This window comes from Nocardiopsis chromatogenes YIM 90109 (assembly GCF_000341185.1).
Classification (GTDB): Bacteria; Actinomycetota; Actinomycetes; order Streptosporangiales; family Streptosporangiaceae; genus Nocardiopsis_A; species Nocardiopsis_A chromatogenes.
Map to the genome: position 1 here is coordinate 1 of NZ_ANBH01000227.1, position 16,394 is coordinate 16,394.

At 75.0% G+C, this 16,394-nt stretch carries 13 protein-coding genes; 5 read left to right on the top strand and 8 right to left on the bottom strand.

From position 1 onward, the window contains the following. From D476_RS0121355 to D476_RS34075, 3 genes are all read right to left on the bottom strand, one after another. On the bottom strand, positions 1-1,512 hold a 1,512-nt coding region (locus tag D476_RS0121355; RefSeq protein ID WP_040726795.1), incomplete at its 3' end, for a glycosyltransferase family 2 protein. A 300-nt stretch (positions 1,513-1,812) separates the two neighbouring features. Next, entirely contained in the window at positions 1,813-2,100 is a 288-nt protein-coding gene (locus tag D476_RS0121360) for a WhiB family transcriptional regulator (RefSeq protein WP_017538535.1), read from the bottom strand. A gap of 231 nt (positions 2,101-2,331) precedes the next feature. Continuing rightward, positions 2,332-3,612, bottom strand: a complete 1,281-nt coding sequence (locus tag D476_RS34075) for a hypothetical protein (protein ID WP_051061812.1) — start codon at positions 3,610-3,612, stop codon at positions 2,332-2,334. 235 nt (positions 3,613-3,847) lie between these two features. Between D476_RS34075 and cofD the strand changes: the two genes are divergently transcribed. The 4 genes from cofD (at position 3,848) to D476_RS0121385 (ending at position 9,261) form a co-directional block, all read left to right on the top strand. Beyond that, positions 3,848-4,816: a 2-phospho-L-lactate transferase gene (gene cofD, locus D476_RS0121370; protein ID WP_026123722.1), complete on the top strand. Its 969-nt coding sequence runs from the start codon at positions 3,848-3,850 to the stop codon at positions 4,814-4,816. Continuing rightward, on the top strand, positions 4,813-6,099 hold the full coding sequence (locus D476_RS0121375; protein WP_017625961.1) for a coenzyme F420-0:L-glutamate ligase: 1,287 nt from the start codon (positions 4,813-4,815) through the stop codon (positions 6,097-6,099). Before cofD ends, D476_RS0121375 begins: the two co-directional genes overlap by 4 nt. A 130-nt stretch (positions 6,100-6,229) precedes the next feature. Beyond that, complete coding sequence (locus tag D476_RS0121380; RefSeq protein WP_017625962.1) at positions 6,230-7,828, top strand: Na+/H+ antiporter; 1,599 nt, start codon at positions 6,230-6,232, stop codon at positions 7,826-7,828. A 173-nt stretch (positions 7,829-8,001) separates the two neighbouring features. Further along, a complete protein-coding gene (locus tag D476_RS0121385) occupies positions 8,002-9,261 on the top strand; it encodes a glycosyl hydrolase family 18 protein (RefSeq protein WP_017625963.1) in 1,260 nt (419 codons plus the stop codon). A gap of 87 nt (positions 9,262-9,348) precedes the next feature. On the opposite strand, the gene D476_RS0121390 is transcribed toward D476_RS0121385, so the two are convergent. The 4 genes from D476_RS0121390 to D476_RS0121405 all read right to left on the bottom strand — a co-directional run bounded on the left by D476_RS0121390 (position 9,349) and on the right by D476_RS0121405 (position 15,081). Next, positions 9,349-11,952 (bottom strand): bifunctional FO biosynthesis protein CofGH, encoded by a 2,604-nt coding sequence (locus D476_RS0121390; protein ID WP_083939597.1) that lies wholly within the window; start codon positions 11,950-11,952, stop codon positions 9,349-9,351. A 69-nt stretch (positions 11,953-12,021) separates the two neighbouring features. Continuing rightward, the gene (locus D476_RS0121395; RefSeq protein ID WP_017625965.1) at positions 12,022-13,242 is read right to left on the bottom strand and encodes a glycosyltransferase family 4 protein; all 1,221 of its coding nucleotides are present in this window, start codon (positions 13,240-13,242) and stop codon (positions 12,022-12,024) included. Continuing rightward, complete coding sequence (locus D476_RS0121400) at positions 13,239-14,051, bottom strand: hypothetical protein (RefSeq protein ID WP_017625966.1); 813 nt, start codon at positions 14,049-14,051, stop codon at positions 13,239-13,241. The genes D476_RS0121395 and D476_RS0121400 overlap by 4 nt, the downstream gene beginning before the upstream one ends. A 313-nt stretch (positions 14,052-14,364) precedes the next feature. Beyond that, positions 14,365-15,081 (bottom strand): class I SAM-dependent methyltransferase, encoded by a 717-nt coding sequence (locus D476_RS0121405; RefSeq protein WP_017625967.1) that lies wholly within the window; start codon positions 15,079-15,081, stop codon positions 14,365-14,367. A 104-nt stretch (positions 15,082-15,185) separates the two neighbouring features. Between D476_RS0121405 and D476_RS0121410 the strand changes: the two genes are divergently transcribed. Continuing rightward, positions 15,186-16,181 (top strand): alpha/beta fold hydrolase, encoded by a 996-nt coding sequence (locus tag D476_RS0121410; protein WP_017625968.1) that lies wholly within the window; start codon positions 15,186-15,188, stop codon positions 16,179-16,181. A gap of 53 nt (positions 16,182-16,234) precedes the next feature. Here the strand turns inward: D476_RS0121410 and D476_RS36560 are convergent, their stop codons facing one another. Beyond that, positions 16,235-16,381, bottom strand: a complete 147-nt coding sequence (locus D476_RS36560) for a cyclophilin-like family protein (RefSeq protein ID WP_275041562.1) — start codon at positions 16,379-16,381, stop codon at positions 16,235-16,237. Positions 16,382-16,394: the final 13 nt, after the last annotated feature.

A 16,394-nucleotide genomic window follows, 5' to 3' on the forward strand; every position in this document is an offset into this window, starting at 1 on the left:
GGCCAGCACCTCGCGGGCGAGCAGGTAGGCCGTCGCCCCGGCCAGGGGCACGCAGCCCAGGAGCAGCACGGTGACCGCCAGCCAGGGCTTGCCCAGCGCGACGGTCGACAGCAGCGCCAGGATCCCCACGTAGGGCGGCACCGGCGCCGACGAGCCGACGCCGGTGTCGTGCGCCCCCGACAGGTACAGGGCCCACAGGTCCGAGGCCCCGCCCGCCGCGGGCGGCAGCGCTCCCCCGGCCAGGGTCCCGCCGCTGAGCAGGGACCGCTCGGCGACCAGCGCCACCGCCGTCAGCGCCAGCACCAGCAGCACGCCCGGGTGGGTGAGCAGGCGGCGCACGGCGCCGTGCTCGTCGGCGAGCAGCTCCTCGTCCTCCGGCGGCCCCGCGGCCGGGGCGACCGCCTGGTGGCGCCCGGAGGAGGTGGAGCCGCCCTCCCCGGACAGCAGCCCGACCACGGTCTCGGTGAACTGCCGCATCGCCACGCCGTGCGCCAGGTAGGGCCGGATGGCGCTGTAGGTGCGGCGCCGGTTGCGGCGCCTGCGGAACCGGGCGCGGACCAGCCGCCCCGGCATCAGGTACACCGAGGTGATCGCCACCGCCTCGTCGAGGGCGTCGGCGGGCCGCTTGGCGACGAGGTAGGTCAGCACCCGCAGCAGCGACCCCAGCGAGTTGCGCAGCAGCGCGCCGGCCATCCCCCCGAAGGGCAGGTTGGCCAGGAGCACGAACAGGGCGTTGCGCCGGTCCAGGCGGCGGGGGTGGTCCCCGGCGGCGCCGATGCGCCTGCGGCGGCGGGCGGCGGCCTCGGCGTGGTAGGCGACCGCGCCGGTGACCAGCAGCACCCGGTGCCCGGCGGCCCCGGCCCGCCAGCAGAAGTCGATGTCGTCGCGGAAGACCGGCAGCGACGGGTCGAAGCCGCCGAGGGCGTCCCACACGTCCCGGCGCACCAGCATCCCGGCGCTGGAGACGGCGAGCACCTGGCGGTCGCCGTCGTGCTGGCCGTGGTCGAACTCGCGCGGCTCCAGCCCGGTCTCGCGGCGCCCGGCGCCGTCGATGGTCACCCCGGCCTCGGTCAGCAGCCGCCGGTCGTACCAGTCGCGCAGCTTGGGGCCGAGCACCGCCGCGCGGGGGTCGTCGGCGGCGGCCGCCAGCAGCCGCTCCAGGGCGTCGGGTGCGGGGGCGCAGTCGTCGTGGACCAGCCAGATCCACTCGGTGGACCCGGGCCCGGCGCCCGGGAACGGGGTGCTGAGCCGGGGCAGGTCCAGTCCGGCGCGGACGGCGCCGCCGAAGCCGGAGTCGCGGGGGGCGGCGGCGATCGCGTCGGGGGCCAGGTACTCGGCGAGCACGTCGCCGCTGCGGTCGCGGCTGCCCGCGTCGACGCCGACGACGCGCTGTACGGGGCGGGACTGGTCGCGGACGGCCTGCAGCGCCTCCGCGAGCCAGCGTTCTCCGTCGTGGGCGACGATCACGGCCGTGACGACGGGAAGGGCGGGATCGGGGTCCTGGGCTAGCACGCTGCGGGTCTCTCGGGGGTCGAGGGTCGGGGTGTTAAGCGGGAAACGGTCCGACTCATTCGGCAGATCACCTTACGGCACACCGGGCACGGCCGGGGGCGGAACGGACGGAGCGGGGCGGACGCCGCGGTACGGGGGGCACGGGGACGCAGTCGGCCGCATCCGGGCGGAGGGGGCCGGGGCGGGCGAACGGGCCGGACCGGGACGCCTCTACGACAGGAGGGTAAAAGCGGGATAAAAAAACGTGCACTCCGGGGTGAAGATCCCCGGAGCGCACGCCCTCGGCGCAGACGGCCGGTCCTAGAGCATGTCGGCCAGGAAATCGAAATCCTGTCCGGCGGCTTTCTTCAGCCGGCGGCGCTCGCGCTCGGAGAGTCCCCCCCAGATGCCGAAACGCTCGTCGTGCTCCAGCGCGTATTCCAGGCACTCGGCCCGGACCTCACAGGACTGGCAGACCTTCTTGGCCTCCCGCGTCGAGCCGCCCTTCTCGGGGAAGAACGCCTCCGGATCGGTCTGCGCGCACAGTGCGCGCTCCTGCCAGCCCAGATCTTCGTCTGCGCCGTGCGCCAGCGGGATCACCTCGCTCATGCGCACCTCCTATTGCCCCCCTAGATGTCCCCTCCCCTTCGACCCCCGGGAGGGGTGAAACACACCCTGAAATTACACGCGTGATGCTTGTGATACGTCAAGCGCGTTGCGCGGCAATCCCTTGAATACCACGTTGCGCACCGCTCTCGGCGGTCGCTGGGCCGGTATCCGAGGGATTGCCGCGCATTTCCCGGTGCCCGGGGGCCGGACGGGGCGGCGGGGGCGGAGGCGTCAGCGGCGCTCGTCGTCCCGGTACCAGGGCTGCTGGTCCTGGTTTCCCTGGTCAGAGGCCTGCTCCCCGCTCTGCGCGGCGCCGCCCTGGGCGTCGCCGGACGCGCCCGCCTCGGGCTGCGGCGCGTATGCGGACGGGTCGTAGGCCTGCTGGTACGGGTCCTGCTGGGCCTGCTGCTGGTAAGCATCGCCGTAGGCGGGCTGACCGCCCGTCCCGTACGCCTGCGACGGGTCCTGGGCGTAGGCCTGCTGCTGGTAAGCGTCACCGTAGGCGGGCTGGCCACCCGTCCCATAAGCCTGCGACGGGTCCTGGGCGTAGGCCTGCTGCTGGTAAGCGTCACCGTAGGCGGGCTGGCCACCGGTCCCATAGGCCTGCGACGGGTCCTGAGCGTAGGCCTGCTGGTACGCGTCCTGCTGAGCCTGCTGCTGATAAGCGTCACCGTAGGCGGGCTGGCCACCGGTCCCATAGGCCTGCGACGGGTCCTGAGCGTAGGCCTGCTGGTACGCGTCCTGCTGAGCCTGCTGCTGATAAGCGTCACCGTAGGCGGGCTGGCCACCCGTCCCATAAGCCTGCGACGGGTCCTGGGCGTAGGCCTGCTGCTGGTAAGCGTCACCGTAGGCGGGCTGGCCACCCGTCCCGTACGCCTGCTGGTAGGGGTCCTGCTGGGCCTGCGGCTGCGGCGCGTACGGGTCGACCCCCTGCTGCGGCTGGGCGGCGAAGGTCTGGGCCGGGTCCCCGCCGTAGGTCTGCGACGGGTCGGCGCCGAACGCGGGCTGGCCGCCGGTCGGCGGCGCGAAGCCCTGCGGCTGCCCCATCTGCCCCATCTGCGGCGCGGGCTGCGCCCGCGGCACCCGGGTCGGGTCCCCGAAGAGCTTGATGAGGTAGACGAGGGCGAACGCCAGGACGGCACCGAACCCGGCGACCTCGAACAGCGAGGAGAACCCGGAAGCCATCATGCCGGAGTCGGAGGCGTTCACGAACGACATGATCAGCGTGAGCAGGGCCACCAGTGCCCCCACGCCCAGCATGACCATGCCGGCGACCACGATCGGCACGTTCACGGAGGTCTTCTGCGGCGCGGTGGTGACCAGGAAGGCCGCCAGGGCCACCAGCCCGACCGTGACCGGGTCGAAGAGGGCCGTTCCGGAGATCGCGAATCCCTGGACGGCGTCTCCCGCCCCGAAGACATCGATCAGGCCCCCGAGCATCCGCGCGGCCACAGCGCCGAGCAGCGCCCAAGCCGCGGGCACCCGCAGGCCGTTGATTGCGTCGTTGTTCAAGAGAGGTTCCCCTCCGCTGCTTCGCTGTCGCGACGGTGGAAGCTTTGCATATGGACAGTGTGTCAAGCCCACCGGCCGAATCCCCGTTCCGCGCGGGCGTGCGGGGATGCTTCCGGGGCCGCGGCCCCGGACGGGTGCGGGGACGGGGCGGCGGCGTCCGGCGCGCCCGCGCCGTCGCAGGCGTCACAGGGGTCCGCCGCGCACACGCGGCCCACAGCCTGCCAGACTTGGCCCCATGCGGATAGTCGTGCCGGCCGGCGGCATCGGAGGCGCACGGTTCCTACGCGGCCTCAAGGCGACGCTGGGGATCGTATCGGGCCAAGAGAGCGAAGCGGCAATCACCGTCATCGGGAACACCGGTGACGACATCACCCTGTTCGGGCTTCGGGTGTGTCCGGATCTGGACACGGTGATGTACACCCTCGGTGGAGGGATCGACGACGAGCGCGGCTGGGGCCGCGCCGAGGAGTCCTTCACCGTCAAGGAGGAACTGGCCGCCTACGGCATGAGACCCACCTGGTTCGGGCTGGGCGACCGGGACACCGCCACGCACATCGTGCGCTCGCAGATGCTCGCCGCCGGGTTCCCCCTGTCGGCGGTCACCGAGGCGCTGTGCGACCGGTGGCGGCCGGGCGTGCGGCTGCTGCCGATGACCGACGACCAGGTGGAGACGCACGTCGTCGTCGACGGCGAGGAGGGCCCACGGGCCATCCACTTCCAGGAGTGGTGGATCCGGCACCGCGCCCAGATCCCCGCACGGCAGATCGTCTCGGTGGGCGCGGAGAAGGCCGGGCCCGGCCCCGGCGTGCTGGAGGCGGTGCGCGAGGCCGACCTCGTCGTCCTGCCGCCGTCCAACCCGGTGGTGAGCGTCGGTTCGATCCTCGGCGTTCCCGGCATCCGCGCGGCCATGGAGGAGGCCGTCGTCGTCGGCGTCTCCCCCATCATCGGCGGCGCGCCGGTGCGGGGCATGGCCGACGCCTGCCTGGCCGCGATCGGGGTGGAGACCTCCGCGCGCGCCGTCGCCGAACACTACGGGCCCGGCCTGCTGGACGGCTGGCTCGTCGACGAGGCGGACGCCGGGGTCGAGGTGGACGGCGTCGAGGTGGAGTCGCGCCCCCTGTACATGACGGACGTCGACGCCGCGGCGCAGATCGCGCGCGCGGCGCTGGACCTGGGCCTGCGGATCAAGGAGCGGCGCGCGTGACCGCGGCCGACGCGGTCTCCGTGCTGCCCGTCAAGGGGCTTCCCGAGGTGGAGCCGGGCGACGACCCGGCCGCGCTCATCGCCGGGGCCGCCGAGCTGCGCGACGGCGACGTCCTGGTGGTCACCTCCAAGATCCTCAGCAAGGCCGAGGGGCGGATCCGGCGGCAGGACCGCGAGTCCGCCATCGACGAGGAGACCGAGCGGGTGGTGGCGCGCCGCGGGGACACCCGCATCGTGCAGACCCGCACCGGGCTGGTGATGGCGGCGGCGGGGGTGGACTCCTCCAACGTCGCCCCCGGCCGCGTGCTGCTGCTGCCGGAGGACCCCGACGCCTCGGCGCGGCGGCTGCGGGCGGGCCTGCGCGAGCGCACCGGCGCCCGGGTGGGCGTGGTGGTCAGCGACACCTTCGGGCGGCCCTGGCGCAACGGCCAGACCGATGTGGCGATCGGCGCCGCCGGGGTGCTGCCGCTGCTGGACCTGCGCGGCGGCCGCGACGGCAACGGCAATGTTCTGCAGGTCACCGTGAACGCGGTGGCCGACGAGATCGCCGCCGCCGGGGAGCTGGTCAAGGGCAAGGCGGCCGGGGTGCCGGTGGCGCTGGTGCGCGGCCTGGACGCCCTGGTCACCGAGGAGGACGGGCCGGGCGCGGCGGCGCTGGTGCGGCCCGCCGACGAGGACCTGTTCCGGTACGGCTCGCGGGACGTGGTCCCGGCGCGGCGCACGGTGCGCGCGTTCGACGGCCGCCCGGTGGACCCGGCGGCGGTGCGCCGCGCGGTGGCCGCCGCGGTGACCGCGCCCGCGCCGCACCACACCACCCCGTGGCGGTTCGTCCTGGTGGAGGACGCGGGGACGCGGGAGCGGCTGCTGGACGCGATGCTCGCCGCCTGGGTGGCCGACCTGCGGGCGGACGGGTTCTCCGCGGAGGCGGTCGAGCGCCGGACCCGGCGCGGCGACGTGCTGCGCCGCGCGCCCTACCTGGTGGTGCCCTGCCTGGTGGCGGACGGCGCGCACCCCTACCCCGACGAGCGGCGCGCCTCGGCCGAGCGGTCGATGTTCCTGGTGGCGATGGGCGCCGGGGTGCAGAACCTGCTGGTGGGCCTGGCCATGGAGGGGCTGGGCTCGGCCTGGGTGTCGTCCACGATGTTCTGCCCGGACACGGTGCGCGACGTGCTGGACCTGCCGGAGGACTGGCAGCCGATGGGGTCGGTGGCCGTGGGCCACGCCGCCTCCCCGCCGAAGGACCGGCCGCCGAGGGACCCCGAGGCGTTCATCGCGGTGCGCTGACGCCGCGCTCCCCCTCCCTCCCCCGTGTGATCTGTGCCGGAATCGCCCGTGTCCCGCCGTGGCACCGGGCCGATGGCCTGAGCCGGTGCCACTCTTGGGCTGCGGGGTGAGCACGGAGGGGGATATCCGGGTGTCGGACGAGCTGCTGATCCTTTCCGCGCTCCTGATCGGGGTGACCGTCTTCGCCGGGCGCCTGGTGGCCGGGCGGATGGGCGTCCCCGAGGCGATCGTTCTGGTCGCGTTGGGGGCCGCGGCCGGGTTCGTGCCCGGCCTGTCCGAGATCCGCTTCCCGCCCGACGTCATCCTGCTCGTCTTCCTGCCTCCGCTGATCTACAGCGCCGCCTTCTTCTCCTCGCCCCGCGACATCCGCGCCGAGGCGCGTCCGATCATCGCGCTCGCCGTGGTGATGACCCTGGTGACGGCGTTCGCCATCGCCGGGATGGTGTGGCTGGTGCTGCCCGACACCGGCTGGCCCGCCGCGATCGCGCTGGGCGCCGCCGTCGCCCCCACCGACGCGGTGGCCTCGGCGGCCGTGCTCAAGCGGGTCGGCGCCCCCAAGCGGGTGGTCACCCTGCTGGAGGGCGAGAGCCTGATCAACGACGGGGTGGCGCTGACGCTGTTCTCCCTGGCGGTGACCGCCATGTCCACGCCGCTGTCGGTCGGCGCGGGCGCGCTCGAACTGGGCAAGGTGGTCGTAGGCGGCATCGTGTGGGGCACGGCCGTCGCCGTCGGGACCGCGTGGTTCCGGCGCCGGCTGCGGGACGCCAACAGCCAGCTCGTGCTCTCGCTCATGGTGCCGTTCGTGGCCTATGTCCCCGCCGATACCGCCGGGTTCTCCGGCGTGCTGGCGGCCGTGGTGGCCGGGTTCTACCTGGGCACCCGGGTGGAGGGGATGCTGCCGCCGAAGGTGCGGGTCACCGGTCAGACGGTGTGGCGCGGCCTGGTGATGATCCTGGAGTCGGTGCTGTTCGTGCTGCTCGGGCTGCAGCTGCACGCGGTGTTCGAGGCGGTGGCCGGGCTGTCCTGGGTGCGGCTGGCGCTGGGCGGCGCGGCGGTGCTGGGCACGGCGGTCCTGGTGCGTCTGGCCTGGGAGATGCTGGTGCCGCCGCTGGTGCGGCTGGTGGGGCCGGGCGGTTCGGGGGACCCGGGGTCGCTGTCGCCGCGCGAGCGGTTCGTCATCGGCTGGTGCGGGATGCGCGGGGCGATCTCGCTGGCGATCGCGCTGTCCCTGCCCCGGACCCTGGACGGCGGGTACTTCGTCGACCGCGACGTGCTGCTGTACTTCGCGGCGGTGGTGGTGCTCGGGACCCTGGTCGGGCAGGGGGCCACGCTGCCGCTGGTGCTGCGCTGGACCGGGCTGGCGGGCGGGGAGGACACCCGGCGCGAGTACGCGGTGGCCGAGGAGGCGATGGGGCGGGCGGCGCTGTCCCGGCTGGACGAGCTGGCCTCGGACGAGAAGGTGGACGAGCGCGCCGCCGAGCGCCACCGCCAGATGCTCAAGCTCCAGGTGCGCGAGGCCCGCGCGGTGCTGGGCGAGGACGAGACGGCCCGCTCCCGGGTGAGCCGGAGGGTGCGGGGCGACCTGTTCCTCCGCCAGGAGCTGGCCCGCGCCCAGCGGGAGGCGCTGAACCGGCTCTACCGGGACGGGTCCATCGGCCACGAGACGCTGCAGGCGGTCCGCCGCCGTCTCGACCTGCGCGAGCCCCCGGGGCACGTCGACCCGCCGTAGGGCGTGTTCCCCGGATCAGGCCCCGGCCCCGGGGGAGCCCACCAAATCGAAAACTTTCTTTTCTGTTCCATTGACGGCCACCCCGGCCGCCGCTTACGTTTCTTGCACCGCTGCGCAGTCTGCTTGTCACGGCCGTCACCCGCTCACGGAAATCGGACAAGGGAGTTTCCCCCATGCGCCCCCTCCGCACGCGCGGCGCCCTCGCCGCCATCGCGGCAGCGGCCGGCGGCATCGCCGCCGCGCTCGCGCTCCTGCCGCCCTCCGGCCCCGCTCCCACGGACGCCGAGCCGGCCGCGGACGCGGCCCCGGCCGGGGCCGCGTCCGGCCCCTGGCTGACCGGGTACTGGCACAACTTCGACAACGGCTCGACGACCATGCCGCTGTCCGAGGTGCCCTCCGAGTACACCATGGTCGCCGTCGCCTTCGCCGACAACCTCGCCGGGACCCCCGGCGGCATCACCTTCGACCTGGCCTCGGACGAGCTCGGCGGCTACACCGAGCAGCAGTTCAAGGACGACATCGCCGCCATGCGGGCCGAGGGCCGCAAGGTCGTCATCTCGGTCGGCGGCGAGAAGGGCCACGTCGACGTCACCAACCCCGAGCAGGCCGCCGGGTTCGCCCGGAGCGCCCACGCGCTCATGCAGGAGTACGGCTTCGACGGGGTCGACATCGACCTGGAGCACGGCATGAACGCCCAGTACATGGAGGACGCCCTGCGCGACCTCCACTCCCGGGCGGGCGACGGCCTGGTCATCACCATGGCCCCGCAGACCATCGACTTCCAGGCGCCCAGCTACGCCTACTACCGGCTGGCCGAGTCCATCCCGGACATCCTGACCATCGTCAACATGCAGTACTACAACTCCGGCGCGATGATGGGCTGCGACCAGCAGGTCTACAGCCAGGGCACGGTCGACTTCCTCACCGCCCAGGCCTGTATCCAGCTGGAGCTGGGCCTGCGCCCCGACCAGGTCGGGCTCGGGCTGCCCGCCACCCCGCAGGCCGCCGGAGGGGGGCACCAGCCGACCTCCAACGTCATCGCCGCCCTCGACTGCCTGGAGACGGGCACCGGCTGCGGCTCGTTCACGCCCTCCCAGCCCTACGGCCCCATCGGCGGCGTGATGACCTGGTCCATCAACTGGGACGCGACCAACGGCTACCGGTTCGCCAAGGACATCTCCGCCCGGCTCGGCGGCGGCCCCGGGCCCGACCCCACGCCCACGCCGACGGCGTCGGAGTCGCCCAGCCCCTCGCCGAGCCCCACCGGGACCGCCGAGCCGTGCACCGAGCCCGCCTGGGACCCGGACACCGTGTACACCGGCGGCGACCGGGTCGCCTACGAGGGCACCGTCTACGAGGCCCGCCACTGGACCCGGGGCGACACGCCCCAGCACTCCCAGTGGGGGCCCTGGAAGGCCGTCGGAGCGTGCTAGCCCTCCTCCTCCCTGCGTTCTGACGGCTGCGGCCGTCCCTGCCCCGGGTGTGCGGGGGCAGGGGCGGCCGCTTCCCTCCGGCCCGGCTCAGACCACGGGCAGGTGCGGCCGCCGCACGCTCGCCGCCACCCCGTCGCTGGCCTCGGCGGCCCGGCGGCGCTCACCGGGCACCTCCCCGTACAGCGTGGTCCGCATCCGCAGCGGCCGCCCGGTCGGCTCCACCAGCGCGCGGATGTCGCCGATGGTCTTGTAGGAGCCCTGGTCGGACCCGGCCATCCGGGAGATCGTCTCCTCCATCAGGGTGCCGCCGACGTCGTTCACCCCGCCGCGGAGCAGCTCCCGGCAGGTGTCCTCGGCCAGCTTCACCCACGAGCACTGGATGTTGTCCACCGCCCCGTGCAGCAGGATCCGCGCCAGCGCGTGCACGGCCCGGTTCTCCCGCACGGTCGGCCCGGTGCGGGCCAGCCCGGCCAGGTAGACGGGCGCGTTGGTGTGCACGAACGGCAGCGCCACGAACTCGGTGAACCCCGGGCGCCCGTTGCGCTCCAGCGCCCGCTCCTGCAGCCGCCGCAGCAGCCGCAGGTGGGCGACCCAGTGGTCGGGCCGGTCCACGTGGCCGTACATCATCGTGGAGGTGGTGGGCAGGCCCAGGTCGTGCGCGGCGGTCACCACCTCGATCCACTGGGCGGCCGGGAGCTTTCCCTTGGTCAGCACCCAGCGCACCTCGTCGTCGAGGATCTCGGCGGCGGTGCCGGGCAGCGAGTCCACCCCCGCCTCGTGGGCCCGCTCCAGCCAGGCGCGCACCGGCAGGTCCGCGCGGGCCGCACCGTTGGCGACCTCCATCGGGCTGAAGGCGTGCAGGTGGATGCCGGGCACCCGCTCCTTGACCGCCCGCGCCAGGTCGAAGTAGGCGGTGCCGGGCAGGTCCGGGTGGATGCCGCCCTGCATGCACACCTCGGTGGCCCCGGCCTCCCAGGCCTCGGCGGCCCGGTCGGCCACCTGCTCCAGCGACAGGGTGAAGGCGTCGGCGTCGGTGCGGCGCTGGGCGAAGGCGCAGAAGCGGCACCCGGTGTAGCAGACGTTGGTGAAGTTGATGTTCCGGGTGACCACGTAGGTGACGTCCTCGCCCACCGCCTCGCGGCGCAGGCCGTCGGCGATGCGGGCGAGCTCCTCCAGCTCCGGCCCGTCGGCGCGGAGCAGCGCCAGCGCCTCGTCGTCGGTGATCCCGGCCGGGTCGCGCTCGGCCGAGCGCAGCGCCGCCCGCACCTCGGCGTCGCCCGCGGCGGCGGCCGGGGCGGCCCCCTCGGCCCGCCCGCGCAGCTCCTCCCAGTCGCCGTAGACCGCGTCGAAGTCGCCGCGCCGGTCGGCGGTGCGGCCGTCGGCGTCGATGCCGGTGTGCAGGTCGGTGCGGCCCGCGGCGGCCAGCGCCGGGTCGGGGGCCTGCCAGGGCAGGCCGCGCGGGCGGGCGCCGGGCCGGGCCAGCCCGGTGTCCGGGTCGGCCAGCGCCGCCACGTGCTCCGAGACCCGCGGGTCCAGCCACGGCTCCCCGGCGCGCACGTACTCCGGGTAGGCGGTGAGCCGCTCGGCCAGGGAGAACCCGTGCTCGGCGGTGCGCCGTTCCAGCTCCTCCACCTCGGGCCAGGGGCGCTCGGGGCTGACGTGGTCGGGGGTCACCGGGGAGACGCCGCCCCAGTCGTCGATCCCGGCGCGCAGCATCAGCCCGTACTCGTCCCCGATGAGGTTGGGCGGGGCCTGCACCCGGGCCTTGGCGCCCAGCACCAGTCGGGTCACGGCCACGGTGGCGGCCAGGTCCTCCAGGCCGGCGTCGGGGCGGTGCATCATCGCGGTGCCCGGCTTGGCGCGGAAGTTCTGCACGATCACCTCCTGCACCGCCCCGTGGGCGCGGTGGGCCCGGCGCAGCGCGAACACCGAGTCGGCGCGCTCGGCGGGCGTCTCGCCGATGCCGATGAGGATGCCGCTGGTGAAGGGGACCGAGCAGCGCCCGGCGTCCTCCAGCACGCGCAGCCGCACCGCCGGGTCCTTGTCGGGGCTGCCGTAGTGCGGCCCGCCCGGCTCGGCGAACAGCCGCTCGGAGGTGGTCTCCAGCATCATGCCCATGGAGGCGGCGACGGGCTTGAGGCGCTGGAACCCGGCCCAGGACAGCACGCCCGGGTTGAGGTGCGGCAGCAGGCCGGTCTCCTCCAGCACCGCGATCGCCATGGCGCGGACGTAGGACAGGGTGTCGTCGTAGCCGCGTTCGTCCAGCCAGGCGCGGGCGGCCTCCCACCGGTCCTCGGGCCGGTCGCCGAGGGTGAACAGCGCCTCCTTGCACCCGGCGGCGGCGCCGCTGCGGGCGATGGCGAGGACCTCGTCCGGCTCCAGGAAGGGGGCTTCGAGGCGGCCGGGGACGGTGGCGAAGGTGCAGTAGTGGCAGCGGTCCCGGCACAGCCGGGTCAGGGGGATGAACACGTTGCGGCTGTAGGTGACGGTGCCGGGGCGTCCGGCGGCCTCCAGGCCCGCGTCGCGGACCCGTCCGGCGTAGAGCAGGAGCCGGTCCAGGTCCTCGCCGCGGGCCTGCAGCAGCACCTCGGCCTCAGCGGGGTCGAGGGCCTTGCCGTCGCGCGCGCGGGCGAGGGCCCGGCGCATCGCGGAAGGGGTCGGCGGCGTGCTGGTGGGTGTACCCGTCGTCATGGGGGCACCATACGCCGGGCCGCCCGAGGGGAGGGGGCCCGGGCCGGGGCGCGCCTCCCGGATCGGGCGCTAGGGCCCGGACACCGCGTGCGGGCGGGGCCGCCGCCCCGACTCCGCCAGCCGCCGCTCCAGGAACGCCTCCCACCGCTCCACGATGCCGTCCAGCGCGTAGCGCTCGGCCGACACCAGGGCCCGGCCCCCCATCCGCTCGCGGGCCTCCCGGTCCTCCACCAGCCGCAGCAGCGCCTCGCCGAGCGCCTCGGTGTCCTGGTCGGGCACCAGCAGCCCGTCGCCCTCGTGGTCGATGATCTCCCGCGGCCCGTACGGGCAGTCGAAGCTCACCGCGGGCACCCCCACCGAGAAGGCCTCGATGATGGTCATCCCGAACCCCTCCACGCGGGAGCTGACCGCCAGCAGCGAGGCCTTGGCCAGCTCGCCGGTGATGTCCTTGGTGCGGCCCATCAGGTGCACCTGGTTGCTCAGGCCCCGGTCGGCGATCTGCTTGCGCAGCTTCTTCTCGCCGTCGCCGCCGCCGTAGATGCGCAGCCGCCACTCGGGGTGCTCGCGCGCCACCCGGGAGAAGGCGTCCAGCAGCTTGGGGTACTGCTTGATCGGCGAGAGCCGCCCGGCCGCGGCGATGATCGGGTTGTCCAGGGTGGAGCGGGGCAGGCGGCGCGGCGGCAGCGGGTTGGGCATGACCTCCAGCCAGCCGTCGTCGGCGCCCAGCAGGTCCCGGTAGGCGGTCCGGTCGGCGGAGGTCAGCACGGTCATGCCGCCCAGGCGCGGGTAGCGGCGGGCGATGGCCTGCCGGACCTGCGGCGTGTGCTCGCCCAGGTTGATGTGCTCCTGGCCGATGGCCAGCACGCGGTCCGGCGCCCACGCCGACAGCAGCAGGTTCACCCCGGGGCGGGTGCCCACCACCACGTCGGCGCCGGTCCCGGCCAGGTAGCGGCGCAGCCCGTGCACGGCGCGCGGGGTGAAGCTCTTGTTGCGCTCCCGCTCGGCCTCCGGGACGACGGACCGGGCGCGCCGGTCCCACCACGCCTGGGCCAGCCCTCCCCGCTCCTCGGCCCCGCCTCGGTCCCCGGCCTTTCCGGCCGCAGCGCCGATCGCGTGCAGGGGGCGCATCCGCACCCCGTCGGGCACGGAGAAGAACGGCTCGTCCTTGTGCCGCACCAGGCTGACGATCTCCACCTCGTGGCGGCGGGCCAGCCCCTCGGCGAGGTTGTAGACCGTGCGGACGGTGCCGCCCAGGCCGTAGGCGTTGGCGATGACGAAGGCGATCTTCACTTCGTTCCCCCGTCGGCGACGGCCAGCAGCGACAGCTCGTTCTTGGCCGTGAAGTAGGGGCGCACCCGGACCGGTGCGCCGCCGCCGGTCAGAACCGTCGGGGGAAAGACGATCTTGCGCTTCTTGTCGGCGATGTCGTCGGCGTGCGCGGCCAGGCGCAGTTCGGCGCCGCCGGGCAGGCGCAGCCACAGGTCCCATTCGTTGTGCGGGCGCTCGGGCCGGAAGAGCAGGGCCGCCGGTTCCAGCGGCACGGCGCAGGAGAACGCGCGCCCGTCCAGGTCGGCCGGGGCCTCGACGACGCCGTCCAGGCCGCGCTGGCGGGCGACGAGCGTGGGGGCGCCCTCCCGTTCGGGGTCGGGCGTGTAGGCGAGCACGCCGCGCACGGCCACGGTGTCCCCGCCGGGGGACGGGGGCTCCACCCAGTCCACCTCGGCGTAGGGCTCGACGGTGGTGGCGCGCAGCAGCAGGCGCCCCTCGGCGTCGCGGACCGCGCGCAACTCGCGGCGGCGCGGCCGGCGCAGGTAGGCGGCGCGGTCGGACAGGTGCACGCCGGTGTCGGTGGTGTCGACCGGGACGGCGCGCCCGTCGCCGTCGACCCAGAGCACGTCCCATTCCCCGTCGTCGAGCGGCAGCCCCTCCAGCGGCGCCTTGAGGCTGCCCCCGGCCCGGACGACCCGCTCGACCGGGAGCAGCCCTCCGTCGCTCTGGCCGTGCCGCCGCAGCGCCAGCGCTCCCCCGCCGGCGTCGCCGACCCGCAGCTCCAGTACGTCGGCAGCGTCGATTCTCGTGAGATCGGCCTGCACATCCACCCCCGATGTCCTCATGCGGCCCCGCGGAACGGTGGCCCCACACCGTCCGCGGACGAACGCTACCCGCTGACGGTTAAAGAACTTTTAATCTGACATTCAACGCCAACCAGGACATTTCACACGAAAGACGCTGGTCGCTCGTGGGGGTGATCGCTCCGCACCCGGCCCGCGGTTCCCCGCAGGAGGTCCCATGACCGGATGCGGACATCCGGCGGGCGGATGTGAACCCGGGCACCGGCGAAGGCGACGCGCGTCTCGGAGCGCGTCCCTCCGGCGTCCGGCGGACGGCTCCGGGACGGCCGCCCGGGGCCGGTCAGGCCTCCTTGACCGCGCGCATGAGCACGATGCTGCCCCGGGTGTTCGGGGCGGCGCCGTCGGCCAGGGCCACCAGGGGGATCAGGGGCGCCGCGGCGTTGAAGCCGTACCGGCCCCCGTAGGCCGACAGCGACAGGTAGACGCGCTCGGCCGCCCGGCCGCGGAACTGGTAGGAGTGCCCGCGCACACCCAGGCCCCGCTCGGCGAGCAGGCCGGTGAGCTCCTCGTGCGTGTAGGTGCGCTGGACGTGGAACCGGCGCCGGTGCGCCTCGAAGAGCCGGGGCCAGGCGCCGCGGCGGGAGAGGCAGTCCGCCGACATGACCAGGCGGCCGCCCGGCCGCAGCACCCGGGCCATCTCGTCCAGGGCCGCGGGGCCGTCGTCGAAGTGCTCGATGGCGCAGACCGACAGGACGGCGTCGACGGAGGCGTCGCGCAACGGCAGCCGCAGGGCGTCGCCCTCGACCAGCCCGGGGGCGTGCCGGAGCCGGGAGCCGCGCAGCATCTTGCCGCGCGCCAGGTCGACCGAGACGGCGCGCGCGCCGCGCTTGCGGGCCTGCCCCGCCCAGTAGCCGTCGCCGCCCGCGACGTCGAGGACCACCTGCCCGCGCAGGTCCCGGCCGAGCCAGTCGAGCAGGGTTCCTGCCTCGCGCCGGCGGCACACGTGCACGCGGTGCCCGGCGAAGGCCACGAGATCGGGGAGCGCGGGAAGGGTCACAGGCGCCGACCCTACCGCAGGCCCTCCTCAGTCCGGCGTCAGCGATCCGTCAGTGCCGCACGGGGGCGCGGCGCTAGCGTGGCCGCGCACAGGAGGGACGATCCATGGTCGAGACGACACCTGCGGACGCGGCACCTGCGGACGCGGCACCTGCGGACGCGGCGGCGCCGCCGGACGAGCTGCAGGCCCCGGGGAACCCGGCGCTGGCCGTGCGCCGGTACGGCGGGGACCCCCGCCCCCGCGGTCGCGGGAAGGGCGCCCCCGTACCGGTGGTGCTGCTGCACGGGCTCGGCGGCACGCTGGAGGAGTGGGACCGGGTCGCCCGGATCCTGGCCGTGCGCCGCCCGGTGTTCTCCGCCGACCTGCGCGGGCACGGCCGCTCCGGTGACGCCCCCTGGTCCCTCGACGGGCTGGTGGACGACCTGATCCGCCTGCTCGGCCACCTCGGGGCCGAGCGGCCCCTGGTGGTGGGGCACGACCTGGGCGGGGCGGCGGCCGCCTGCGCCGCCTCCCGCCGCTCGGACCTGGCCGGGGCCGTCAACCTGGACGGCGTCGCCTGGCCGGACGCCGAGCGCGCCGCGCAGGCGCTGGGCACGGGGGCCGACGCCGCCGGGATCCAGGTCGACCTGGCGCGTGCCTACGCCGCCGAACAGCTCGCGGCGTCGCGCACCCCGCAGGACGCCGAGGAGTTCTCCCGCCTCCTGGAGCGGCTGCGCGCCCTGGGCGGGGAGGGGCCCACGCTGGAGGCCTCGGCGATCCGCGCGGCGGCGGCCGCGGACGGCCTGGTGGCGCTCCGCCCGGGGCCGCGCGGGATGCGGGCGGCGATGGACGCGTTCGACGAGTTCGCGCCGGAGCGGGTGTACCCCCGGCTGCTGGTGCCGGTGCTGTCCCTGGTCTGCACCGGGCACATGCCCGCGCCGCCCGGGGCGCCGACCAGGTTCCCCGAGGTGGTGCGCACGGCCGCGGCCGCCGAGCTGTCCCGGACCGCCCCGCTGCTGCGGTCCCGGCCGGTCGAGCAGGCGGCCTACCACCCGCACGTCACGCACCCGGCGGTGATCGCCGGGGCCGTCGAGGCGTTCCTGGAGGAGATCGGGGGCTGACCCCGGGGGCCGCTCCCCCGCCGCACGGGCGAAACCGCCCTACGGCGCCGCCCCTAGGGCGTGCCCTCCACGCGGACGCGCTCGCCCGCCTTCACCGTCTCCAGGACGCGCGGGTCGCCGTCCAGGGCGCCCATGACGTTGGCGGCGCTCGCCAGGCGGCACTCGTCGCCCATGGAGACCGGCGTCGGGCCGAACGGCAGGGGCCGCGCCCCA

Excerpts from the sequence above, each read along its gene's own strand:
- D476_RS0121360 (WP_017538535.1), bottom strand. The coding sequence starts at position 2,100 with ATGAGCGAGGTGATCCCGCTGGCGCACGGCGCAGACGAAGATCTGGGC.
- cofD (WP_026123722.1), top strand. The coding sequence starts at position 3,848 with ATGCGGATAGTCGTGCCGGCCGGCGGCATCGGAGGCGCACGGTTCCTA.
- D476_RS0121385 (WP_017625963.1), top strand. The coding sequence starts at position 8,002 with ATGCGCCCCCTCCGCACGCGCGGCGCCCTCGCCGCCATCGCGGCAGCG.
- D476_RS0121390 (WP_083939597.1), bottom strand. The coding sequence starts at position 11,952 with ATGACGACGGGTACACCCACCAGCACGCCGCCGACCCCTTCCGCGATG.
- D476_RS0121410 (WP_017625968.1), top strand. The coding sequence starts at position 15,186 with ATGGTCGAGACGACACCTGCGGACGCGGCACCTGCGGACGCGGCACCT.